The organism is Chryseobacterium sp. (genome assembly GCF_029240215.1).
Lineage (GTDB): Bacteria > Bacteroidota > Bacteroidia > Flavobacteriales > Weeksellaceae > Chryseobacterium.
Window position 1 is genome coordinate 627,535 of record NZ_JARBTK010000002.1, and the last position, 23,573, is coordinate 651,107.

Here is a 23,573-nt window from a genome sequence, read left to right on the forward strand (position 1 = left end):
TAAATTAATCTTTTATTCTCAAAAACTCTTTTGCCAGTTCGATCATTTTAGGATCTCCTGTATATTTTCCGTGTTCGTCTGAGAGTTTTACTGTCGGAATCCATTCTTTATTTAATGATTGTACTCCGATTAATTTCATGACGATGTTCATTGGTTTTAAACCTACATCATTGGTGAGATTGGTTCCGATTCCGAATGAAACACCGATTTTTCCTTTGCAGTAATTGGTAATTTCTTCTACTTTTTCAAGATTTAATGCATCTGAAAAGATGATATATTTGAATAAAGGATTGATTCCGTTGCTTTGATAATGGGCAATCGTTTTATCGGCAAACTCAAACGGATCTCCGCTGTCGTGACGTACACCATCGAAAAGTTTAGCAAATTTTTTGTCAAACTGCTGGAAGAAAACATCAGTTGTGTAAGTATCTGAAAGAGCAACTCCCAAATCGCCACGGTAAACATCAACCCAGTGTTCAAGGGCTAATTCGTTTGCCATTTTGAAACCGAATTCGGCCCCGTGGAACATAAACCATTCGTGAGCATGGGTTCCTATTGGTTTTACGCCATATTTCATTGCGAAATGTACGTTTGAACTTCCTATAAATGTTGAATCTTTTTTATGTGTCAAAGCTTCCATCACAAGATTCTGCACTTTGTAAGAATGTCTTCTTCTTGTACCGAATTCTGCGAAGTTAACGCCCAACTGGTTTAATGATTCTGCTTTTTCAAGAGTTTTATTCATTACTACTTCGTTTGAATCTCTTTCCATGTGATTCATCTCGTAATGGAGCTCGCTAATTAATGATAATAACGGAACTTCCCAAAGAATCGTTCTGTACCAAAGTCCTTCAACAATAACTGAAAGCTCGTTTCCGGTCTGAACGATTTTTACTTCAGACGGATCATAATGATAGCCTTCAAGAAAATCCAGGTATGGTAAATTTAAATAAGGACAGGTTTTAGCAAGAAATTTTTTCTCTTCTTTCGTGAGTTTTAATTCTGCCATTTTAGCAACGATTTCTCTCAAAGCAACATCAAAACCTTCCGGAAAATGATGTTTCCCTCTGTTGATAAATTCATATTTTACAATTTGACTAGGGAAAAGTTTGACTACGGCATTTTGCATGGTAATCTTATAAAAATCGTTGTCGAGTATGGAATTAAGTCGTATTTCGGGCATATGTGTAATTTTAACGCAAATGTAATGATAAAAAATAAAAACCGTCTAAATGTAAGACGATTTTTAAATATTTTGATTGTTTTTTGTGAGATTATTTTCCCAGATAAGAGTTGTACATCCAGACTTCTTTTTCCTGTTCGGTAATGTAATCGCTCATTTGAGAATTTGTGCCTTCATCTCCGGCTTTATCAGTGATGTCTAAAAGTTCTCTTTGTAGGTCGATCACTACTTTAAATGAATTTAAAATAATCTCAACACTTTTATTACCATCGCTTACTTCTTTACTTTCCTGAATCGTTGAAACTTTCAGATAATCAGAATAATTGTGTGCCGGTGTTGCGCCTAAAGTCAGAATTCTTTCAGCGATTTCATCAATTTTTAAAACCAGACTGTTGTAAAGTTCCTCAAATTTGGGGTGAAGCGTGAAAAACTGCTCGCCTTTAATATTCCAGTGAGAACCTCTCGTGTTTTGATAGAAAACTGAATAATTCGCTAACAGAATATTTAATTTTTCTGAAATGTTTTTACAATCGGCTTCCTGGAGACCGATAATGCTTGCATTTTTCATATGTTTAATTTTTTAATATTTCTAAAAGCAGGAAAAATTGTGCCGAAATATCAGAAATGATATAGATGATAACTATTGCTTGGTTTTAAAGAAAAAATTCGGGAAGTTTTCTTAATATTGCGGGAATATGAAAAGTTTATTGACTACCTGCGGTTTGTTTTTCGGCGTTTGCGTGATTTATATTCTAATAATGCTTTCCAAAACCGAAAATATTTTTACTTATACAGTTGATGATGCCTATATCCACTTAGCTTTGGCGAAAAATTTTGCGTTGCACAGGGTTTGGGGAATGACTCAGTATACTTTTTCATCATCTTCCTCATCACCGATATTTACTTTTATATTAAGTGTTTTCATTTTTATCTTTGGAAATCATGATATTATCTCATTGATTTTTAATCTGATTGTTACGGTTTTTGTAATTTATTTTCTTCATAAATATTATAGCCAATATTTTCAACAAAATAAAACGGTAATTATTGCAGTTCTTTTTACATTGTTTTTTGCGGTTTTCCATCTGCAGATTTTGTTGGGAATGGAGCATGTATTGCAGGCTTTCTTGTTTGTTGTGAATATATACTTCTTTCAAAAATGGGTTGTATCAGGTTTTAAGAAAACGGAATCTGCTTATTGGTTTTACTTTACCATCGCACTTCTTGGACTTGTGAGATTCGAAAGCATGTTTTATTTCGTATCGTTAGCATTTGTTTTTGCGTGTATTAAAAATTTCAGGAATGCGTTGTTGACGTTGATTTGTGGTTTTTTGTCTATTCTTATTTTTGGGTATTTTAATTATCAGCAATGTGGTTATTTTTTGCCATACTCGGTTGTGGTGAAAGGTTCTACGTTTGATCCTTCCGGAGATTTGCTTCCACAGATAAAATATCTTTTTTTCGATAAAGTATTTTTTAACATTACGTTTTATAAAGTCGGGCTGTTTTTTCTTCTTATTGCAGCTGTTCTTATTTACAGAGAATATAGAAATAAGATTTCTTTTCATCAGTTGATTTTGAATAACTTTTTATTGATTGTTTTATCGTTTACCTTAATGCTCAATGCCTTTTTTGGTAATTTCCGTGGATTTTACCGATATGAAACTTATATTTCGGTAGCTTTTGTCATGGTAATCATTCCAAGGCTAAAAGGATTTTTTGTGAATCCTGTATTTGAATTTAAAAAAGATAAAATAATAGGATTGCTTGTAGTTTGCAATTTTTTCTTACTTATATATAAATGTGTGTTTTCTCATTTCATGATTGTCAACGGGAGTCGTAATATTTATGAGCAACAGATACAGTCTGCCAGATTCTTAAAAAAATATTACAATACTTCTAAAGTTGTAGCAAATGATATCGGAGCAGTTTGTTATTTCTCAGATATTCATTTGTTAGATATTGTGGGGTTAGGATCTAAAGAAATGATCCCTTTCAATGAAAACGGAAAAATTTTTGATCAGAAATTTGAGAATTTCGTTACAGAATATTCTGCTAAAAATAATTACGAATTGGCGATTGTTTACGAAGAGTGGTTTGGCGGCTATGTTCCAAAAAACTGGCGAAAAGTTGCGGTCTTAAAAATCAGTGACAATACAAATGCAGCTTTGGATCATGTGGTAATTTATTCTATAAATCCTGAGAATTACGAGTTGCTTAAAGATAATGTAAAAAACTTTAACTGGAATAAGAATGTTCGGGTAAGCATTATTGAACAATAGTTATATTCGGATCAGCAAGAATTTAAATGAATTAAAAACTTCACGAAATAACAATATTTCTTTATAACTGCTTGTAGATTAAAAAATTATTACTATTTTTGCACCCTAAAATAAAAAGCAATTAAATGCCTACTATTCAACAATTAGTAAGAAAAGGAAGAGTCGCACTCACCAAGAAGAGTAAATCGGCTGCCCTTGATTCTTGTCCACAAAGACGAGGTGTATGTACGAGAGTATATACTACCACTCCTAAGAAACCTAACTCTGCGCTTAGAAAAGTTGCAAGGGTAAGACTTTCAAACGGTAAAGAAGTCAACGCCTACATCCCGGGCGAAGGACATAATCTTCAAGAGCACTCGATAGTATTGGTACGCGGCGGAAGGGTGAAAGACCTACCGGGAGTACGTTATCATATCGTAAGAGGAGCATTAGACACTGCAGGTGTTAGCGGAAGAACGCAGAGAAGATCTAAGTATGGAGCTAAGAGACCAAAACCAGGTCAGGCAGCAGCTGCGCCAGCTAAAGGAAAGAAAAAATAATCATTAAATAAGGTACAGAAACAATGAGAAAGACAAAAGCGAAAAAAAGACCGTTGTTACCAGATCCGAAATTTAATGATCAATTGGTAACTAGATTTGTAAACAACTTGATGCTGGACGGTAAGAAGTCTATCGCATTCAAAATATTCTATGATGCATTAGATATCGTAGAAACTAAAAAAGGAGAAACTGAAAAGACTGCCCTTGAAATCTGGAAAGATGCATTAACTAACGTTATGCCTCACGTAGAAGTACGTTCTAGAAGAGTAGGTGGAGCTAACTTCCAGATTCCTATGCCAATCAGAGCTGACAGAAAAATTTCTATGGCAATGAAATGGTTAATCCTTTACTCTAAAAAGAGAAATGATAAGTCAATGGCTTTGAAATTGGCTAACGAAGTAGTAGCTGCTTCAAGAGAAGAAGGTGCTGCTTACAAGAAAAAATCTGATACTCACAAAATGGCGGAAGCTAACAAAGCTTTCTCACACTTTAAATTCTAATTAGAAATGAGTAGAGATCTTAAATTTACAAGAAATATTGGTATTGCTGCCCACATTGATGCGGGAAAAACTACCACTACAGAAAGAATCTTATTCTATACAGGGGTAAACCACAAAATTGGAGAAGTACATGATGGTGCATCTACAATGGACTGGATGGAGCAGGAAGCAGAAAGAGGTATTACCATTACTTCTGCTGCAACCACTTGTTCTTGGAACTTCCCAACTGACCAAGGAAAAGCTTTACCTGAAACTAAGCCTTACCACTTCAACATCATCGATACACCGGGACACGTTGACTTCACAGTAGAAGTAAACAGATCTTTGAGAGTATTGGATGGATTGGTATTCTTATTCTCTGCAGTAGATGGAGTAGAGCCTCAGTCTGAAACAAACTGGAGACTTGCTGACAACTACAAAGTGGCAAGAATGGGATTTGTAAACAAAATGGACCGTCAAGGTGCTGACTTCCTTAACGTGGTAAACCAGGTTAAGTCTATGTTAGGATCAAATGCAGTTCCAATCGTTTTACCAATCGGTGCTGAAGAAGATTTCAAAGGTGTTGTTGACTTAATTAAAAACAGAGCGATCATCTGGGATGAAGCTGGACAAGGTGCTACTTTCGAGGTAGTTCCAATTCCTGAAGACATGAAAGATGAAGTTCTTGAATACAGAGAGAAATTAGTAGAAGCTGTTGCTGACTACGATGAGACTTTGATGGAGAAATTCTTCGAAGATCCGGATTCTATCTCTGAAGACGAAATCAACGAAGCTCTAAGAAAAGCTACTATTGATCTTTCTATTATCCCAATGACTTGTGGTTCTTCATTCAAGAATAAAGGAGTACAGTTTATGTTGGATGCAGTATGTAAATACCTGCCTTCTCCATTGGATAAAGATGATATCAAAGGTACTGACCCAAGAACTGACGCTGAAATTACAAGAAAACCAGACGTAAACGAGCCTTTTGCGGCTTTAGCATTTAAGATTGCTACTGACCCATTCGTGGGAAGATTGGCATTCTTCAGAGCATACTCTGGAAGACTGGATGCAGGTTCTTATATCTTAAACACCCGTTCAGGTGATAAAGAAAGAATCTCTAGAATCTATCAGATGCACGCTAACAAGCAAAATCCTGTAGAATATATTGAAGCAGGAGATATTGGTGCAGCGGTAGGTTTCAAATCTATCAAAACAGGTGATACAATGTGTGACGAGAAAAACCCAATCGTTCTAGAATCGATGGTTTTCCCTGATCCGGTAATTGGTATCGCTGTTGAGCCTAAAACTAAAGCTGACCAGGATAAAATGGGTAACGCTTTAGCTAAATTAGCTGAAGAAGATCCTACTTTCACAGTAAGAACTGACGAAGCTTCTGGACAAACGATTATCTCTGGTATGGGTGAGCTTCACCTAGATATCATTGTTGACCGTATGAGAAGAGAATTCAAAGTTGAAGTAAACCAAGGTCAACCTCAGGTAGAATACAAAGAAAATCTTACAAGAGTTGCTCCACACAGAGAAGTTTACAAAAAACAATCTGGTGGTAAAGGTAAATTTGCTGATATCGTATTTGAATTAGGACCTGCAGACGAAGGTAAAGTTGGTTTAGAATTCATCAATGAGATCAAAGGTGGTAACGTTCCTAGAGAATTTGTTCCTGCTATTGAAAAAGGCTTTAAAGCTGCAATGAAAAACGGTCCTTTGGCTGGTTTCGAAGTTGAAGGTATTAAAGTTACTCTTAAAGACGGATCTTTCCACGCAGTGGATTCTGATGCACTTTCTTTTGAAATGGCAGCTAAATTAGGATTTAAAGAAGCGGGACGTGCTGCTAAGCCGGTAATTATGGAGCCTATTATGAAACTGGAGGTTGTAACTCCGGAAGAATATATGGGTAATATCATTGGTGACCTTAACAAGAGAAGAGGTACGATCAGTGGTCAGGAAGAGAAAAACGGAGCCGTAGTTATCAAAGGTTCAGTTCCACTTTCTGAAATGTTTGGATATGTAACAACTCTAAGAACACTTTCATCAGGAAGAGCTACTTCTTCTATGGAATTAGAGAAATACCAGGCGACTCCACAAAACGTTGCTGAAGAAATCATTGCTAAAGCAAAAGGTTAATTTTTTAAATCAAAGAAATGTCACAAAGAATCAGAATAAAACTAAAATCTTACGATTACAACTTGGTAGACAAGTCTGCTGAGAAAATCGTAAAAACGGTAAAGGCTACTGGTGCTGTTGTAAACGGACCCATTCCATTACCTACAAATAAGAGAATCTTCACCGTGTTGAGATCTCCGCACGTAAACAAGAAAGCTAGAGAGCAGTTCCAATTATCAGCTCATAAGAGATTGATGGATATCTACTCTTCTTCTTCTAAAACTGTGGATGCTCTAATGAAATTAGAGTTACCTTCAGGTGTTGACGTAGAAATTAAAGTGTGATAAATTAGCCTTTGGCTTATCATCTTATATAAAATCCCTTTTCGAAAGAAGAGGGATTTTTTTAATTGATAGCCAACTATACCCTCATCTTGCAGGCTACATTATTCGGTATGCTATTCTGAATGTATGAATAAACTCAATCCTTTGGGTTAACATTCCATCTTTTAGGTGACGAACCTCTCTTTTTCGGTTATTAAGTCCTTTTTTACGCCAGACACCTTATTTTTTACGTCCACGACCTTATCTTTAGCGTTTAGAGCCTTATTTTTTAGGTCTATAGACCCAATCTTTTAAGTTACAAACCTAATTTTTTACGTCAGGAACCCTATTTTTTAGGTTCAGAACCTAAACGTTGCACTTTACCAACCTAAACGGAGGGTGTAGCAGATTAATTTTTTTATTTTTAAAACGAATTTCTGCATTTTCGGATTGATAAAATATTAATTTCAGAAAGACACTTGAATTTCCTTACACATTTATCATTACATTTGCATAAAGCATAACAAATAATGATGAAAATACACACATACAGGAAAAAGATTTTCCTTCTCTCTTTTCTGATGTTTTCTTTTTGGTGTTCCGCCCAAGTCACAGAAAACCAATTATTAAAAAAATATGAACAAGCTGATGCTTTAAGTGAAACTGACACTGAAAAATCTACGCGCGAAACTATTAAACTTTATCAGCAATCTTTGAAGTATCAATACAAAACTCTAGAGTTGAAATGTCTTTTGACGTTGGGTTATAATTATGATTTTATCAATAAAATAGAAAAATCATTAGAATATGCAAAACTTCTTGAAAGAAGAGCAGAAGAAGAAAATAATACCAAATTACAAGTTGACGCTTATCGACTTCAAGGAAGAGAATTTAATAAGCTGGAAATGAGAAAAGAAGCTTTAGCTTCGTTGGAAAAAGCTCTTATTATTGCTAATGAAAGAAAAGATTTAGAAGCTATAGGAAATATTTATACAGAATATGCAACGATTTATAGTAGAGATGATGATGGGTCCAAATATTTTGAGTCTATCAGAAATGCTATTGAAAATCATCAGAAAATAAAGGATGCTAAGCTTAAAAATTATCGTCTGTCTTTTGATTATAATATAATAGGAACTTATTATGATAATAAAAATATTTACGATAAAGCAATAGAAAACTATAAAAAAAGTCTTTCTTTTTCTACAGAAAATCCGATTGCTCAAGGTATCCTGAATTACAACATCGGCAATATGTATACCAAGCAAGAGCAATGGCAAAAAGCATTGGAGTGCTTCTTGGTAGCTGAGAAATTTGCAAAAGACAAACCAGATCTTTTAGCCTATATTTATGATGGATTATCTAATTCCTACCTGAAATTGAATGAAAATGATAAATCTATGTCATATAGAATCAAATACAAAGAACTACAAGGAAAACAAGATTCTGAAAAATACACTACTGCTCAGTCTGTTCACAAACAGATTATTGATGAAAAAGATAAAGGATTTTCTATACAAAAGAAGCTATTATCAGGTATTATATTTTTAATCCTTTTCGTTTTTACGGCACTATTTATCATCAATAGAAATAAATCAAAAAAAGAATACGCCAATTACCAAAAAATCATCGAAAAATTACAAAACCAAGAATCGCTGATTTCTGCACCTGTCGTTTCTAATTCTGTCACTGAAAAAACAACATTTTCTGTTCCATCAGATAAAGAAGTCGAGATTTTGAAAAAGCTTGATAAATTTGAAAAATCGGAAGGTTTCAAAAATAAAAACCTCTCTCTTTCTTCTATGTCAGAATCGCTCAGTACCAATACTGCCTACCTTTCTACGGTCATCAATGCCAACAAAAATAAAAACTTCAACCAGTACATCAATGAGCTAAGGATTGATTATATCATTTACAAACTCAGAAACGACCCACAGTACCGGAAATATAAAATCAGTCATCTGGCAGAAGAATGCGGTTTTTCCTCCCACAACACTTTCACGGCTGCTTTCGCTAATTTTGCAGGAGTTTCGCCTTCCAACTTTGTAAAATTTCTCTCTCAGGAAAAGCTGACTTCTCCGAATTGATCTTTAATTAAAACAATAGAAGCAACATCCTTTTTTTTAAACTGTTTAAGAAGCATCTTTGTCATTGGCTACGTTTGCAAGCTGTGTTGAGATTCCTTCGGAATGACAAACTTTGGATATTGTGATTAATTAATTTAAGGTATTCTTAAAACAATAAAAGCAACATCCTTTTTTTAAATCAGTTTAAGAAGCATCTTTGACATTGGCTACGTTTACAAGCTGTGTTGAGATTCCTCCGGAATGACAAACGTTGGATATTGTGATTAACTAATTTAAGGTATTCTTAAAACAATAAAAGCAACATCCTTTTTTTAAATCTGTTTAAGAAGCATGTTTGTCATTGACTACGTTTACAAGCTATGTTGAGATTCCTCCGGAATGACAACGTTGGATATTGTGATTAACTAATTTAAGGTATTCTTAGAACAATAAAAAGCAACATCCTTTTTATTAAAATCCGTTTTTAGAAGCATCTTTGTCATTCCGGAGGAATCTAAACAATTTTATAGACCGTTTTTGTTGAGATTCCTGCGGAATGACAAACGTTGGATATTGTGATTAATTAAATTTAAGACATTATTCCTTACTCAATACATTCTCCGTCAAAATTATCAACTTACAATTTAAGACATATGATTATCAGTAATATAAGTATGTTTGTGATTCGTCGGAATTATTAATTTCGGGAGTGTGTTCCTTTTTATCCTGCATTTCACAATCTATTTTTGTGCATTATAAACGCAACGATAATTTAAAAAATACAACTCAATGAAAAATGTAAACATTACGATGAAAAAAAGTTTTTTTGTGACGGCGATCATTGCCGGCAATTTTATTTTCGGGCAGGTCGGGATTAATAATGAATCTCCAAAAGCTACTTTAGATGTTTCTGTGCATCCAACAGACAACACAAAACCTGAAGGTATCATAGCCCCAAGATTGACCGGAAACCAAATACAGAATAAAGATACACAATATGATCTGCCCCAAAAAGGAACTATTGTCTATGCAACTGCGGCAACAGCAGCACCGGCGGGGAAAACCATCAACATTACCTCAGAAGGATATTATTATTTTGATGGCAGCATTTGGCAAAAATTCAATAGCGGAACTGCCGTTGCTGCCGGAACAGAACCTTGGTATGATGTAGCTACTAACACCGGAGCAACTGCCAATACTCAGGATATTTATCAAATGGGAAAAGTTGGAGTAGGTACCAATACTCCCGGCGCAACCTTAGATATTGTTTCGGCAGGAAGTGATAATACGACCAAAGCATTGAAAATCAACAACTCGGCGGCAACGCCACAAGAAATGGTAACGGTTCTGAATAACGGAAATGTAGGATTGGGACGCGTAAACCCTACCGACCATCTGCATCTCGGCTACGGAAATGCTAGGATAGAATATGACCCTGCTTTGGTAGACAACGGCATCAAACTGAGCGGAACCGGCGGGCTGTATCACCGCTTACCTTCACATCTTGGTATCACGGGTACCACCAATAGATACGTGAGTGTGAATAGCAATTCTCTTGGCGTTGCCTTGGAAACAGACAATTCTGACCCTACCAAAAACGGACTTTTGATCTTACGTACCGGTACAGGGAATGTCGGGATTAATGAGCCAAACCCTACAACCACGCTCCACGTGAAAGCCAAAGATGGCGTTGGAACAGGTTTCCGTTTGGTAGATGGTTCGGAAGGTGTTGGGAAAGTTTTGACATCGGATGCTGACGGAAATGCAAGCTGGGAACTGCCAGCATCTGTACCTCCTCTTACTATAAACTCTACTGGGGGAGTTCAAACGAGTCTTATGAGTGCCAATGATGTTATGACATATACGGGGGCTTCTGCTGTAGTAACTGTTCCTGGGCAATACCTGATTACCACACGGTATATAGCAGATAAATCACCTGTGAATTGCACTGATGTTTTAGCATTCAATCTAAATAAAAACAGTTCTACCGTTTTTAACGGTACTACCGCCGCTTTTGCTAATCAAGATGCACATATGCCTGCTGGCGCTGGTCATTATGACTTTATTTACACAACACAAACTGCGTACTTAACGGCAGCAACTTACTATATGTTTGTTCGGGCTAACACCCTTAACGGCGCTAATAATTGCACATCATATACTATCCGTCCAGGTTTTGCAGAAAATAGCTTTACCCTTACATTGCTAAAATAATATTCTCTCAGCTTTCCCGTACAGTTGATAAACGATCAAGGTTTTAGAAACCTTGATCGTTTGAAATGACTGATGGAACTTTGCTGATGAATCTTAAGCAGCTTATAATAATTAGTGTTAAATCAACTCTAAGCATCAATAGGAATGGGCTTTAGCCCGCCGTTTTCAAAAAGAATGATGAAGAGTCGGCTTTAGCCAAAACTTATTGTCGATTTTGGCTAAAGCCTTTTTGATTCTGCAAAACCTTTCATCGGGCTAAAGCCCGACGCAATTGATTTTTGAACCTACAAAATAATCAATAAATCCTCATTTTTGACGTTCCGAAGTGCAACAATGAGGTTGTACAACCCCAAACTTGGGGTTCAGGATGTCAAAAATGAGGTCTAAGACCTAAAAAATGAGGTTCGAGACCCCAAAAATGAGGTTAGGTAACCTCAAACTTGAGGTTCAGAACGTGAAAAATGAGGTCTAAGACCTAAAAAATGGACTTCGGAACGTAAAAGTAATGCCTTAATTTTTCATTGGGTTGTAAACCGTACAATCATAAAACAATAATCATAAGTTTAAAATCTCTACTTAATACAGATGAGAAAAAAAGACGCACAAAGCTATCACGTTATGGGTATGACCAAAAAAGAAGTGCAGGAAGAGTTGGGAGACGGCTTTAATTTCTATCCGGCAGATGTCTGGCATTATGAACTAAGCAAAACCTGGTGGGGCATCAGAACTGTTCTGTTTCTAGAATTTGAAAACGACAGGGTAAATGCAAAATATACCCAAAAAGTATTTGGAAAAATCAAAATAAAAGAACACACAAATAATGATGGAGCCTGATCATTTGTAAAAATTGGTGTGCAATGAAAATACAAAACAGATACAACAAAACTTATATTTTATAATGATCCGTCAAGTTTTGTCAAAACATAGAAATTGAACTGGCAAGATAATAAATGGTCAACCTTGCAGGATGAGACCAGGCTCTTTTAAATAACCCAAAAGCTCCACCAAATCGGCGGAGTTTTTGTTTATATTTAAGATTAAAATTAATCCTAATGTCAAAGTCAGATAAAAGTATTTTTGAAAAATTTTCAAACTGGGCAACGAAATTTACAGGAAGTTCTTATGCTTTTCTCATTGCCGTAGCCATTGTTGTCATTTGGGCAGTTTCAGGCCCTGTTTTCAATTATTCCGAAACGTGGCAGCTTGTGATCAATACAGGAACTACGATCATAACTTTCCTGATGGTTTTCCTTATCCAAAAATCTCAGAATAAAGATTCAAAAGCCATTCAGATTAAATTAAATGAACTGATTGCTGCCAATGAAAAAGCCAGCAACCGGATGGTTGATATAGAAGACCTTACCGAAAAGGAACTGGATCAAATTCATTGTTATTACGAAAAGCTGGCAGATTTTGCCGAAGAAGATGAAGATATTCATGCTTCACACTCCATCGATGCAGCAAAAAGAAACCAAAACAGAAAGCACGAAACCTTCCGGCAGAAACACGACCAATGGCTACAAGAGCAGAAACAAAAAAAGGAATCAATTTGATTCCTTTTTTTATTTCGTAATAATATGAAACCTATCTCTTCATAAAATAATCAAAATAACTACAGCTTCCCAAAAGCGTTCTCGCAGTTTCTGTATCTGAATATTGAGATTTCAGTTGGGCAAAGTAAGTTCGGTATTTCTGGTTTTTCAGGTCATTCATCTGCTTTTGATAAGCGTCATTTTTCTCAGACCATTTCGGATCAGAATAATCGATGTTTGCCTGGTTTTTGGCTTCATACTGATAATATTTTCCCTGTTCGGCACTTGCCATCTGGAAAAGCAATCTTGCTTTCTGTTCTTTGTTGCCAGAAATAGATAAAGCTTTTTTATAATAATTTAAAGCTAAATCAAAATTGTCTGGCTCGATATAGGTAGTCGAAGTGAAATTTTTGTAATAATACTGATAAGGTGTTTTCTTATCGGTACTCCAGAAATCATATTTTCCGCCGTTGCTGTTGTCGACATCCATGACAAATACTTCACGGTAATATCCTAAAACAGAAGTGTTGTACAATAAATTTCCGATCAGCTGATTGGCTTCGGCAGCTTTCTGATCTTTACCGTTTCCTGTTTTTTTAAGCTGAACCAACGCTTCGGACAATTCCAGTTTATTCATTGTTGGTTTAATGAACGGAAATGCAGAATAGTCTTCAGCTCTCATACTTTCGGCATCAGAACTTTGGAAGCTTTCCCAGACATTGTGACCAAATATAAGGTTCGGAATATTTTTAAAACCATCGTAATTGGTTCCGTCATAAACCAGTTTTTCATATTTATCGGTTTTCGGATTATATGTTTCATAGTCTCCTCTAGGAATTCCGGAGAAATTCTGTGCTTTCTGATAATAAGATTTAGCTTTATCAAAATCAGCCAGCCTCATCGCTCTGTCACCATAGATGACATTGAAAAACGCATCAATATTCCCAACATCATCCATGTTTTTGGCAATGATCTGCTGCTCAAACTGAGTTTTGTCTGTCTTTCTGTAAAAATCTTCCACACTTTTCACCAAGGTTGAATTGGGATTATATTGAAGGTCAGACAATTTATTGTTCATCAGGAAAGATTTCCCGTCTTCACCCTGCAGAAAATAGCGATTCGCCAAAACGTCTTTCAGAAAAGAATCAGTAGAAGGAACAGAGCCATAGTAATCATAGCCGACATCATTTGTGCTGTCTTTTTCAATTTTCTTTTCGGCGAAATACTCTGCATAATCTTTCATCAGATGATCTTCATATTCTGCCGTGATTTTTGGCTGCGAAACAATATCGTTCAAAACTTTCATTCTCTTGATTTCTTCAAGATATTCAGGATTGCTGGTTTTTATTTCGTCTAAAATTTCGGTGCTTGCTTGGTAATCTTTCTTTAAAAACTTAAGATAAGCATCAGCAATTTGCCAATATTCGTCATTTGATTTTTCTTTGGTTTTCGCAGTGAATGTTTCAAGCTGATCAAGGAAGTCTTTTTGATTTTCGTCGTAATAATAACTTTGATTCTTGGTGTAAAACGGAATTCTGTTTGGGTTTTCCAGCAAATCATCATCACTTTGATCGTTTTTACTTCCGTCTTTTGTCTTATCAGATTTTGAGCTGAAAAGATTTTTAAAAAATAACACGATTTTCTGCCAGAAGTTTAATTCTTTCGGTTTTGCTTCTTTAGTTTCAGCAACTTTTGCAGAAGTTTTCACATCTCCTGTTTTTGCGGAATTTTGAGATTCATAATAGTAAGTCGGAAGGTAACTTCTCTCAAGCTCGTTAATGCTTCTCGCCGCCATTACTTTCAGGATTTCCGAATTGGGATCAATGTCGTACATTTTTTCCATCATCGGAATCGGGTTGGTGAAATCTTCATAGCCTAAAAGAAAATAAGCCATGTTTTTTTCATCATTGGTTCCGGCTCTTTTCAGGATATTGTTAAATGATGCGGTATCTGAAAGTTTCATCGAAACAAAAGCACCTTCTTTTCTGCTTTTACTGTTTTTGAAAACCTGGAAAAAATTCCAGTTGGCGTCGCTTCCCATTTGCAAGCCCCGTTGTGCACCGGCAAGCTGATCGAGTGCCATATAATAAGCAGCACCTTTCAATGGAATCGGCTGAACGTAATTTTTGAAAGCCTGAAGTGCCGCATCATAATTTCTTGTATAGTGATTGAAACGCACGAGCTGAAAACCATATCGCTGCTTAATTTCCGGAATTTTCGCAGCATTATATAAAGAAGTCAACGCAGAAATTGTTTTTGCATAATCTAAACTGGTCGCATTTTTATCGCTTTCGTTTTCCCGGTAATAAAAAGAATCTGCAGTTTCTACATAGTTGATCTTCATGTAAGGCTCAAGATATTTTGCCTCGATCAGATAATCAATTCCTTCACGGTATTTCTGGTAAGAATTTGCCCCTAATTTTTTAAGTAAAGTATTGCTTGAATTTCCTTTTTTTAAATCATTCAGATCGTTCATTGGGAGTTTATTCACCAAAAAATCTGTCTCGGAATAGCTCAACTGATTGTTGAAAAATTTCCTCCACGATTCTATATTTTCGTCAGGAATCTGAGATCTTTTAAAGTCAGTATAAAATCTTGATGAGTAGTTGTGAAGAAATGGCAGATAAGATTTGTCTTTAATAATGCTTTGAGTAAACAGATTAAAGTAATCATAGTCTGGATCTGCCCATGCGCAGGCTTCAGATTTTGTGTAAAAAAGTGACACTACTGCTAATGAAAGAATATACTTTTTCATATTTATTTGGTGTTTTATTTTAAAATGATGTTTTCTGAAAATTTCGATCACCTACAAATTTACTATCTAATTGATAATATATGATGTTGTAGTCGCTTATTTTTTTATCTAAAAACTGTACCACTTCTTTGATCTGGTCATCAGATATTTCTTCAAATTTTATTTTAAAGCCTTTATTCAGGAAATTTCCAAAATAGAAACCGTCTTTCAGAATTTCAATTTCGTTGTCTGAAATTCTTTTAAAATTTTGATTTTCCAAATCTTTCTTAGACAAAGCATTCATCAGTTTGTGTTTTCCTAAGTGGTTAGTTACAATTCCCCAGGAATAGATAGGAAGTGCCACTTCGATATTTTTTAAAGGATAATCTTCCAATTTAGAAAGGTAGCTTTTGAAAATATTAATGTCCAAAATCGAATTTTTATCTGAATTTTCTAAAGGCGAAGAAGTAGAGTAGCACATCAGATAAACTTTATTTACAGGCGGAATTCCCATTAGGTTTTTATCTTTCACTTGATGAAGTCGCAGCGTGCAGGTAATTTCTTTTCCGGAGATTTTCTTTAATTCATGTAGAAATTTGAAATAATCATCTTTAGTTCCGGCAGTCCAGTCGCAATCGATCTGAATTTCCTTGCTTGAGGTGAGTTGATAATCTTTACCTTTCTTCTGAATTAAATCATAGATGTTTTGTGCAAGAAATTTTATTTCTTCATTTTTAATTCTAAAAAAAGTTCGATTTGTGATAAATACTGTCGGAATAATTTCCTTCTCTGTTTGGAAGCTTTCACTTTTTATAATTACAGCAACCGGTTCAAATTTTCCATTAACTTTATCAACGTCAAAAAATCTCGTGCATAAAAAATGGGTGGTAGATTCTGCCAATGCTTTTCTCTCGATCTGATCTAAGGCAAGATTCGTTTTCCAATAATAAAACGTGTAAGGATGATTTTGCTTTTGGCTACATGCAATAACCAGAAAGAAAGCAAAAAAGATTTGTGAAATTTTCATTATTTATAAAGAATGCTTTCGCAATTACAGTTCAGTTCTGCCATTTCAGAAATTGGGCAGCAGTCGTCAGATTTTTTAATGTTTCCTTCTTCATCAGTGAGATAGATTTTCTGCTGATCAAATTTCACATAAAAAGTTTCATTGTACGTTTTGAAATGTACTTTCATGACTTTTGGATTGTATTTTCCGGCGTTGATCTCTTCTTTGGTTTCTTTTTGGTCTGCCTGATTGATCTGTACGAAGCCAAAATGCACATTTCCATTTTTCTTAATATCCAAGTAATAAGCAGGCGTTCCCGATCCGCTGGCGCCCTGTTCGATATTAAAATCTCTTTTTCCGGTAAAAGGTATAGACTGTGCAAAGGAAATCATGCAGGTGAAAAGCATTACTATGCTGAGAATATTTTTCATATTACTTTTTTCTCAAAATTAAAGAATTATTTAAAAGAATTTCGTTTCAAAATTCATGCAAATCTCTAAATCATTAAAAATCAAAATATTTTGCAATATATATTTGTCAAATTAAATTTTATTCATACATTTGCACACTCATTTTAGGGGAGGAATATGCCCAATTCAAACTTGGTAATTATTTGAGAACCCGAAAAATGAAAGTGAATCCAAGGAAATTTTATAACATATTATATAAATAATGTCAGGTATTATTGGAAAAAAAATCGGGATGACTTCTCTGTTTGACGAAAACGGCAAAAATATGCCGTGTACCGTTATTCAGGCTGGTCCTTGCTCGGTTTTACAGGTCAGAACCATTGAAAAGGACGGGTATAAATCTGTTCAGTTAGGTTTCGATGACAAGAGTGAAAAGAACGTTGGTAAAGCGTTAGCTGGCCATTTTAAAAAGGCTGGTTCTGCTCCTAAAGCTAAGTTGGTAGAATTCTACAGAGAATTCGTTGATACTGTAAGCGTAGGAGATGAAGTAAAAGTAAACTTATTCGCTGAAGGTGAATATGTTGACGTAACAGGAACTTCAAAAGGTAAAGGTTTCCAGGGTGTTGTTAAAAGACACGGCTTTGGAGGTGTAATGCAAGCTACTCACGGTCAGCACAACAGATTAAGAGCTCCAGGTTCAATCGGTGCGGGATCAGATCCTTCGAGAGTATTCAAAGGAATGAGAATGGCAGGTAGAATGGGAGGTAAGCAGGTAACTGTACAAAACCTTCAAGTATTAAAAGTGGATCAAGAACAAAATCTTTTAGTAGTAAAAGGTGCTGTTCCGGGAGCTAAAAATTCTTATGTAATTATCAGAAAATGGAACTAGTAGTATTAAATACATCAGGAAAAGAAACCGGAAAAAAAGTAACTCTAGACGAAACAGTATTCGGAATTGAGCCAAATAAGCACGCGGTTTACTTAGAAGTAAAACAATATCTTGCTGCTCAGCGTCAAGGTACTCATAAATCAAAAGAAAGAAGCGAAATTACTGCTTCTACTAAAAAACTTAAGAAGCAAAAAGGATCTGGTTCTGCTAGATACGGTGATATTAAATCTCCAACATTTAGAGGTGGAGGTAGAGTATTCGGTCCTAAGCCAAGAGACTACAGATTCAAATTGAACAAAGCTCTTAAGAGATTAGCTAAAAAATCTGTTCTTTCTCAGAAAATGAAAGACAACAGTATTAGAATCGTGGAAGGTTTGAGCATTGCTGCTCCTAAAACTAAAGATTTCGTCACTATCTTGAATGCATTGGCATTGAATGATAAGAAGTCTTTATTCATTCTTCCTGATACTAACAAGAATGTGTATTTATCTTCAAGAAACTTACCTAAGACTAAAGTAATGAAATTCAACGAAATTTCTTCTTATGACTTAATCAATGCAGGTGAGATCGTTTTCTTAGAAGGTGCAGTTGAAAAATTCCAGGAAAATTTAAAGAAATAAATCATGTCACTAATTATTAAACCAGTTATTTCAGAAAAAGCAAACTATCTTACAGATTTAAGAGGTGCTTATTCTTTCTTAGTACAACCTAAGGCGAATAAAATCCAGATTAAAAATGCAATAGAGCAAGCTTATGGTGTAAAAGTAGCAGACGTTAGAACCATGATTTATGCTCCTAAAGTTTCTTCGAAATACACGAAAAAGGGTCTTCAAGTAGGGAAGACAAACAAATTGAAAAAGGCGATTATCACTCTTGCTGAAGGAGAAGTAATCGACATTTTTGCTGTAAATTAATTATTAATTATAAATAATAGTAATGTCTGTTAGAAAATTAAAACCTATCACCCCAGGACAGAGATTCAGAATTGTAAACAATTTTGAGGAAATTACTACCAACAAACCAGAGAAATCTCTAACCGTTGGTATTAGTAAGTCAGGTGGACGTAACCAAACTGGTAAAATGACCATGCGTTACACCGGAGGTGGACACAAAAAGAAATACAGAATTATCGACTTCAAAAGAAACAAGCATGATGTTGAAGCAACGGTAAAAACTGTAGAGTATGATCCAAACAGAACTGCTTTCATCGCTTTAGTTGAATATGCAGACGGAGAAAAGAGATATATCATCGCTCCAAACGGGATCAAAGTTGACCAAAAAATCATTTCTGGTGAAAGCGTAGAGCCTAATGTAGGTAATGCGATGAAATTGAAAAACATTCCTTTGGGAACTGTAATTTCTTGTATCGAAATGAAGCCTGGTCAAGGTGCAATCTTAGCAAGAAGTGCTGGTTCATCAGCTCAATTGACTTCAAGAGACGGGAAATATGCAATCATCAAATTGCCTTCAGGAGAATCTAGAATGATCCTTACTGAGTGTTATGCAATGATTGGATCTGTTTCCAACTCTGATCATCAGTTAACTGTATCAGGTAAGGCTGGTAGAAGCAGATGGTTAGGTAGAAGACCTAGAACTAGACCGGTAGTAATGAACCCTGTAGATCACCCAATGGGAGGTGGTGAAGGTCGTTCATCTGGAGGTCACCCAAGATCTAGAAACGGAATGCCGGCTAAAGGTTACAAAACCAGAAAGAAAAATAAAGCGTCTAACCGTCATATCATATCTAAACGTAAATAATTATGGCAAGATCACTTAAAAAAGGACCATTCATTCATCATACTTTAGATAAGAAGGTTCAGACAAACATCGAGTCTGGTAAGAAGACAGTTATTAAAACTTGGTCTAGAGCATCAATGATCTCTCCGGACTTCGTAGGACAAACTATTGCAGTACACAACGGGAAATCTTTTATCCCTGTTTATGTTACAGAAAACATGGTTGGTCACAAGCTAGGCGAATTTTCTCCAACAAGATCTTTCAGAGGTCATGGTGGTAACAAAAACAAAGGAAGTAGATAATCATGGGATCAAGAAAAAGAGAAAGTGCATTAGCACGTAAATTAACAAATCAAGATGTAGTAAAAGCATTACATAACGATTGCCCTTCATCTCCAAGAAAGATGAGATTAGTTGCTGATATCATCAGAGGGGTAGAAGTTGACAAAGCTTTAAGCATCCTAAAATATTCAAAGAAAGACGCTTCAAACAAATTAGAGAAAGTACTACTTTCTGCGATGGCCAACTGGCAATCAAAGAACGAAGGTGCTGATATCGAAGAAGCTAATCTTATCGTTAAAGAAATTTTTGTAGACAGTGCAAGACAATTGAAGAGACTGAGACCAGCTCCACAAGGTAGAGGGTACAGAATCAGAAAAAGATCAAACCACATTACACTAATCTTAGGTACAAAAGAAAATTAATTCAAGGTATGGGACAGAAGACAAATCCAATTGGTAACAGATTAGGTATCATCAGAGGATGGGATTCTAACTGGTTTGGCGGAAACGATTATGGAGACAGAATCGCGGAAGACTACAAAATCAGAAGATACCTTGAAGCAAGATTATCTAAAGGTGGAATTTCAAAAATTTATATTGAAAGAACCCTAAAATTAGTAACAGTAACAATCACTACTGCTAGACCGGGATTAATCATCGGTAAAGGAGGTCAGGAAGTTGACAAGTTAAAAGAAGAATTGAAGAAACTTACAAAAAAGGATATTCAAATCAATATTTTCGAAATCAAAAGACCTGAGCTTGATGCAGTATTAGTTGCAGACAGTATTGCTAAGCAGATCGAAAACAGAATCTCTTACAGAAGAGCTGTAAAGATGGCTATCGCTTCTACAATGAGAATGGGTGCTGAAGGGATCAAAGTTCAAATCTCTGGTAGATTGAACGGTGCTGAAATGGCAAGATCTGAGTCTTTCAAAGACGGAAGAATTCCATTGTCAACTTTCAGAGCAGATATCGATTATCATATCGGTGAGGCATTAACTCAGTACGGTAAGTTAGGAGTTAAAGTTTGGATCATGAAAGGTGAAGTTTACGGAAGAAGAGATCTTTCTCCATTAGTAGGACAACAGAAGAAAGGTGGTCCTTCAAATGGCGGAAACAGAGGAGGCGGAGACAGAGATAACAGAAGACCTTCTAGAGATAAAAAAAATAATTAATAAAATTTTAGAGGATAGTTTTTAAATGACCGTTACTTTTTTAAAATCTAAATTCTAAAATCTAAAATTTAAGAAATTATGTTACAACCAAAAAGAACCAAATTCCGTAGAGTTCATAAGATGAAAATGAAGGGGATTGCTCAAAGAGGTAATCAACTTGCTTACGGAACTTTCGGAATCAAAGCTACAGAAGGTGCTTGGATCACTGCTAGACAGATCGAAGCTGCTCGTATCGCTGCGACAAGATATATGAAAAGAGAAGGTCAACTATGGATCAAAATATTCCCGGATAAGCCTATTACCAAAAAACCAGCTGAAGTAAGGATGGGTAAAGGTAAGGGTGCTGTAGAATATTGGGTAGCTGTAGTAAAACCAGGTAAAATTATGTTCGAAGTTGGAGGTGTACCTTACGAAATCGCTAAGGAAGCTTTAAGACTTGCTGCACAAAAATTACCGGTAGTGACCAAATTTGTAGTTGCAAACGATTTTGTTAAACCTCTTTAATCTCTGAATACAATGAAACAAGCTGAAATTAAAAATCTAAGCACTGAAGATATTCAAGCAAAATTGGCTGAGGCTAAAGCTGAATTCACAAAAATGAAATTGGCTCACAAAATCAGTCCACTTGAAAATCCAATTCAAATCAGAGATTTGAGAAAGACAATCGCAAGACTAAATACTGAGTTAACTAACAAACAATAATCCTTTTTACAATGGATAGAAATTTAAGAAAAGAAAGAATCGGAGTGGTTTCCAGCAATAAAATGGAAAAAACTATTGTTGTTAGTGAAACTACAAGAGTAAAGCACCCGATGTACGGTAAATTCGTTTTGAAGACGAAAAAATATACCGCACACGACGAGAACAACGAATGCACAGAAGGAGATACAGTTCTTATTCAAGAAACTAGACCTATGAGCAAGAGTAAAAGATGGAGATTAGTAAGAATCATTGAAAAAGCTAAGTAATGTTACAAACAGAATCAAGATTAAAAGTTGCTGATAACACAGGTGCTAAAGAAGTACTAGTGATCAGAGTTCTGGGAGGTACCAGAAGAAGATATGCTTCAGTTGGTGATAAAATCGTAGTTACAATTAAAGATTCTACACCATCAGGAAACGCTAAGAAAGGTCAAGTATCAAAAGCGGTAGTAGTAAGAACAAAAAAAGCAGTTAGAAGAAAAGATGGATCTTACATCAAATTCGAAGACAATGCTTGTGTTTTACTAAACGCTGGAGGAGAGATGAGAGGAACACGTGTTTTCGGACCCGTTGCTCGTGAGTTGAGAGACAAAGAATATATGAAAATCATTTCATTAGCTCCTGAAGTACTTTAATATTTAAAATTTTAAAAAAATGTCAAAGTTAAAAATAAAAAGAGGAGATAACGTAATCATTACCACTGGTAAAAAAGATATCAAAGGTAAAACTGGTGAAGTTATTGAAGTGATCAAAAAAGAAGGAAAAGACCCTAGAGTAATCGTTGCAGGACTTAACATCGTTAAAAAACACGTTAAGCCTTCAGCTTCAAATCCTCAAGGAGGAATTACAGAAAAGGAAGCTTCTATTCATATCTCAAACGTAGCTTTAGTTAATAAAGACGGAAAAGCTATCAAAATCGGTTACAAAATCGACGGAGATAAGAAAGTAAGAATCGACAAAAAAACGGGTGAAACTTTATAATTTTAAATAACAAATGGAATATATAGCAAGACCCAAAAAAGCATATCATGAAACAATTGTTCCTGCAATGATGGAAGAATTCGGATATAAATCAGTGATGCAGGTACCAAGACTTGAGAAAATTATTTTATCTCAAGGTTTAGGTGACGCTACTGCTGATAAAAAAATCATTGATTATGCTGTTGAAGAACTTACAAATATTACCGGGCAAAAAGCCGTAGGTACTATTTCAAAAAAGGATGAAGCTGCATTTAAATTAAGAAAAGGTATGCCTGTGGGTGCTAAGGTAACTCTTAGAGCTAGCAAAATGTACGAATTCTTAGACAGATTGACTTCTTCTGCTTTACCACGTATTAGAGATTTTTCTGGTATCAAAGCTGATGGTTTCGATGGTAGAGGTAACTATAACTTAGGTATTACTGAGCAAATTATCTTCCCTGAAATCGTAATCGACAAAGTAAAGAAAATCCAGGGGATGGATATTACTTTCGTTACAACTGCGAAAACAGATAAAGAAGCTAAAGCATTATTAACTCACTTCGGTTTACCTTTCAAAAAGAACTAAGAAATGGCTAAAGAATCAATGAAAGCGCGTGAGCGCAAAAGAGAAGCTACTGTAGCTAAATACGCTGAAAAAAGAAAAGCTCTTAAAGAAGCTGGTGATTACGAAGGACTTCAAAAATTACCAAAAAACGCTTCACCTGTAAGATTACACAACAGATGTAAATTGACAGGCAGACCAAGAGGTTACATGAGAACCTTCGGTCTTTCAAGAGTAACTTTCAGAGAAATGGCCAACAATGGTCTTATCCCTGGAGTGAAAAAAGCTAGTTGGTAATAATTACTAATTAATCGAGGCAATTAAGTTGTTGAGATACTAAAGAAATAAATATCAGACCGAAGTTTTCTGAAGTCTGA

At 35.4% G+C, this 23,573-nt stretch carries 28 protein-coding genes; 23 read left to right on the plus strand and 5 right to left on the minus strand.

From position 1 onward, the window contains the following. Window positions 1-4 precede the first annotated feature (4 nt). Window positions 5-1,183 carry a nicotinate phosphoribosyltransferase gene (gene pncB / locus K0R77_RS06915; RefSeq protein ID WP_300350286.1) on the minus strand — a complete coding sequence of 393 codons (1,179 nt, stop codon included), beginning with the start codon at window positions 1,181-1,183 and terminating at the stop codon, window positions 5-7. 91 nt (window positions 1,184-1,274) lie between these two features. Further along, complete coding sequence (locus K0R77_RS06920) at window positions 1,275-1,751, minus strand: Dps family protein (protein ID WP_300350289.1); 477 nt, start codon at window positions 1,749-1,751, stop codon at window positions 1,275-1,277. 127 nt (window positions 1,752-1,878) lie between these two features. Here K0R77_RS06920 and K0R77_RS06925 point away from each other — a divergent pair, with 127 nt between their 5' ends. From K0R77_RS06925 to K0R77_RS06965, 9 genes are all read left to right on the plus strand, one after another. After that, a complete protein-coding gene (locus K0R77_RS06925) occupies window positions 1,879-3,465 on the plus strand; it encodes a hypothetical protein (RefSeq protein ID WP_300350290.1) in 1,587 nt (528 codons plus the stop codon). Between the two features lie 125 nt (window positions 3,466-3,590). Continuing rightward, window positions 3,591-4,004 (plus strand): 30S ribosomal protein S12, encoded by a 414-nt coding sequence (rpsL, locus tag K0R77_RS06930; protein WP_027383325.1) that lies wholly within the window; start codon window positions 3,591-3,593, stop codon window positions 4,002-4,004. Window positions 4,005-4,027: 23 nt separating this feature from the next. Continuing rightward, entirely contained in the window at window positions 4,028-4,504 is a 477-nt protein-coding gene (gene rpsG, locus K0R77_RS06935) for a 30S ribosomal protein S7 (RefSeq protein ID WP_034962875.1), read from the plus strand. A gap of 6 nt (window positions 4,505-4,510) precedes the next feature. After that, entirely contained in the window at window positions 4,511-6,628 is a 2,118-nt protein-coding gene (gene fusA / locus K0R77_RS06940; RefSeq protein ID WP_300350302.1) for an elongation factor G, read from the plus strand. Between the two features lie 17 nt (window positions 6,629-6,645). Next, window positions 6,646-6,951 (plus strand): 30S ribosomal protein S10, encoded by a 306-nt coding sequence (gene rpsJ, locus K0R77_RS06945; RefSeq protein ID WP_002661363.1) that lies wholly within the window; start codon window positions 6,646-6,648, stop codon window positions 6,949-6,951. A 509-nt stretch (window positions 6,952-7,460) separates the two neighbouring features. Next, window positions 7,461-9,017, plus strand: a complete 1,557-nt coding sequence (locus tag K0R77_RS06950; protein ID WP_300350304.1) for an AraC family transcriptional regulator — start codon at window positions 7,461-7,463, stop codon at window positions 9,015-9,017. Between the two features lie 768 nt (window positions 9,018-9,785). Continuing rightward, window positions 9,786-11,210, plus strand: coding sequence for a hypothetical protein (locus tag K0R77_RS06955; protein ID WP_300350307.1), 1,425 nt, complete (start codon window positions 9,786-9,788; stop codon window positions 11,208-11,210). Window positions 11,211-11,795: 585 nt separating this feature from the next. Then, entirely contained in the window at window positions 11,796-12,044 is a 249-nt protein-coding gene (locus tag K0R77_RS06960; protein ID WP_300350310.1) for a hypothetical protein, read from the plus strand. A gap of 218 nt (window positions 12,045-12,262) precedes the next feature. Then, a complete protein-coding gene (locus K0R77_RS06965) occupies window positions 12,263-12,763 on the plus strand; it encodes a low affinity iron permease family protein (protein ID WP_300350313.1) in 501 nt (166 codons plus the stop codon). A gap of 31 nt (window positions 12,764-12,794) precedes the next feature. On the opposite strand, the gene K0R77_RS06970 is transcribed toward K0R77_RS06965, so the two are convergent. Genes K0R77_RS06970 through K0R77_RS06980 form a run of 3 tightly spaced genes read right to left on the minus strand, consistent with a single transcriptional unit; the run spans window position 12,795 to window position 16,913 of the window. Beyond that, complete coding sequence (locus K0R77_RS06970; RefSeq protein WP_300350316.1) at window positions 12,795-15,497, minus strand: hypothetical protein; 2,703 nt, start codon at window positions 15,495-15,497, stop codon at window positions 12,795-12,797. Window positions 15,498-15,516: 19 nt separating this feature from the next. Next, entirely contained in the window at window positions 15,517-16,503 is a 987-nt protein-coding gene (locus K0R77_RS06975) for a hypothetical protein (protein WP_300350318.1), read from the minus strand. Beyond that, window positions 16,503-16,913 (minus strand): hypothetical protein, encoded by a 411-nt coding sequence (locus K0R77_RS06980; RefSeq protein WP_300350321.1) that lies wholly within the window; start codon window positions 16,911-16,913, stop codon window positions 16,503-16,505. Before K0R77_RS06980 ends, K0R77_RS06975 begins: the two co-directional genes overlap by 1 nt. Window positions 16,914-17,154: 241 nt before the next feature. Between K0R77_RS06980 and rplC the strand changes: the two genes are divergently transcribed. From rplC to rpsN, 14 genes are all read left to right on the plus strand, one after another. Beyond that, window positions 17,155-17,781 (plus strand): 50S ribosomal protein L3, encoded by a 627-nt coding sequence (rplC, locus tag K0R77_RS06985; RefSeq protein ID WP_300350324.1) that lies wholly within the window; start codon window positions 17,155-17,157, stop codon window positions 17,779-17,781. Then, window positions 17,772-18,401 (plus strand): 50S ribosomal protein L4, encoded by a 630-nt coding sequence (gene rplD / locus K0R77_RS06990; protein ID WP_076557461.1) that lies wholly within the window; start codon window positions 17,772-17,774, stop codon window positions 18,399-18,401. Before rplC ends, rplD begins: the two co-directional genes overlap by 10 nt. A 3-nt stretch (window positions 18,402-18,404) precedes the next feature. Next, window positions 18,405-18,695 (plus strand): 50S ribosomal protein L23, encoded by a 291-nt coding sequence (rplW, locus tag K0R77_RS06995; RefSeq protein WP_129535110.1) that lies wholly within the window; start codon window positions 18,405-18,407, stop codon window positions 18,693-18,695. Window positions 18,696-18,717: 22 nt separating this feature from the next. After that, window positions 18,718-19,539, plus strand: coding sequence for a 50S ribosomal protein L2 (gene rplB, locus K0R77_RS07000; RefSeq protein ID WP_050378484.1), 822 nt, complete (start codon window positions 18,718-18,720; stop codon window positions 19,537-19,539). Window positions 19,540-19,541: 2 nt separating this feature from the next. Beyond that, window positions 19,542-19,820 carry a 30S ribosomal protein S19 gene (gene rpsS / locus K0R77_RS07005; protein ID WP_034702850.1) on the plus strand — a complete coding sequence of 93 codons (279 nt, stop codon included), beginning with the start codon at window positions 19,542-19,544 and terminating at the stop codon, window positions 19,818-19,820. Window positions 19,821-19,822: 2 nt separating this feature from the next. Further along, window positions 19,823-20,221, plus strand: a complete 399-nt coding sequence (gene rplV, locus K0R77_RS07010; protein WP_050378486.1) for a 50S ribosomal protein L22 — start codon at window positions 19,823-19,825, stop codon at window positions 20,219-20,221. 8 nt (window positions 20,222-20,229) lie between these two features. Further along, a complete protein-coding gene (gene rpsC, locus K0R77_RS07015; RefSeq protein WP_300350338.1) occupies window positions 20,230-20,973 on the plus strand; it encodes a 30S ribosomal protein S3 in 744 nt (247 codons plus the stop codon). 78 nt (window positions 20,974-21,051) lie between these two features. Further along, window positions 21,052-21,477 (plus strand): 50S ribosomal protein L16, encoded by a 426-nt coding sequence (gene rplP / locus K0R77_RS07020; RefSeq protein WP_172284535.1) that lies wholly within the window; start codon window positions 21,052-21,054, stop codon window positions 21,475-21,477. A gap of 12 nt (window positions 21,478-21,489) precedes the next feature. Continuing rightward, complete coding sequence (rpmC, locus tag K0R77_RS07025; RefSeq protein ID WP_300350344.1) at window positions 21,490-21,675, plus strand: 50S ribosomal protein L29; 186 nt, start codon at window positions 21,490-21,492, stop codon at window positions 21,673-21,675. Between the two features lie 11 nt (window positions 21,676-21,686). Then, complete coding sequence (gene rpsQ / locus K0R77_RS07030; RefSeq protein ID WP_027387210.1) at window positions 21,687-21,941, plus strand: 30S ribosomal protein S17; 255 nt, start codon at window positions 21,687-21,689, stop codon at window positions 21,939-21,941. After that, window positions 21,941-22,309 carry a 50S ribosomal protein L14 gene (gene rplN, locus K0R77_RS07035; protein WP_034684837.1) on the plus strand — a complete coding sequence of 123 codons (369 nt, stop codon included), beginning with the start codon at window positions 21,941-21,943 and terminating at the stop codon, window positions 22,307-22,309. The genes rpsQ and rplN overlap by 1 nt, the downstream gene beginning before the upstream one ends. 19 nt (window positions 22,310-22,328) lie before the next feature. After that, window positions 22,329-22,655 carry a 50S ribosomal protein L24 gene (gene rplX / locus K0R77_RS07040; protein WP_300350351.1) on the plus strand — a complete coding sequence of 109 codons (327 nt, stop codon included), beginning with the start codon at window positions 22,329-22,331 and terminating at the stop codon, window positions 22,653-22,655. 13 nt (window positions 22,656-22,668) lie between these two features. Continuing rightward, a complete protein-coding gene (gene rplE / locus K0R77_RS07045) occupies window positions 22,669-23,220 on the plus strand; it encodes a 50S ribosomal protein L5 (RefSeq protein WP_300350354.1) in 552 nt (183 codons plus the stop codon). Window positions 23,221-23,223: 3 nt separating this feature from the next. Then, on the plus strand, window positions 23,224-23,493 hold the full coding sequence (gene rpsN, locus K0R77_RS07050; RefSeq protein ID WP_034712998.1) for a 30S ribosomal protein S14: 270 nt from the start codon (window positions 23,224-23,226) through the stop codon (window positions 23,491-23,493). The last annotated feature ends 80 nt before the right edge of the window (window positions 23,494-23,573 follow it).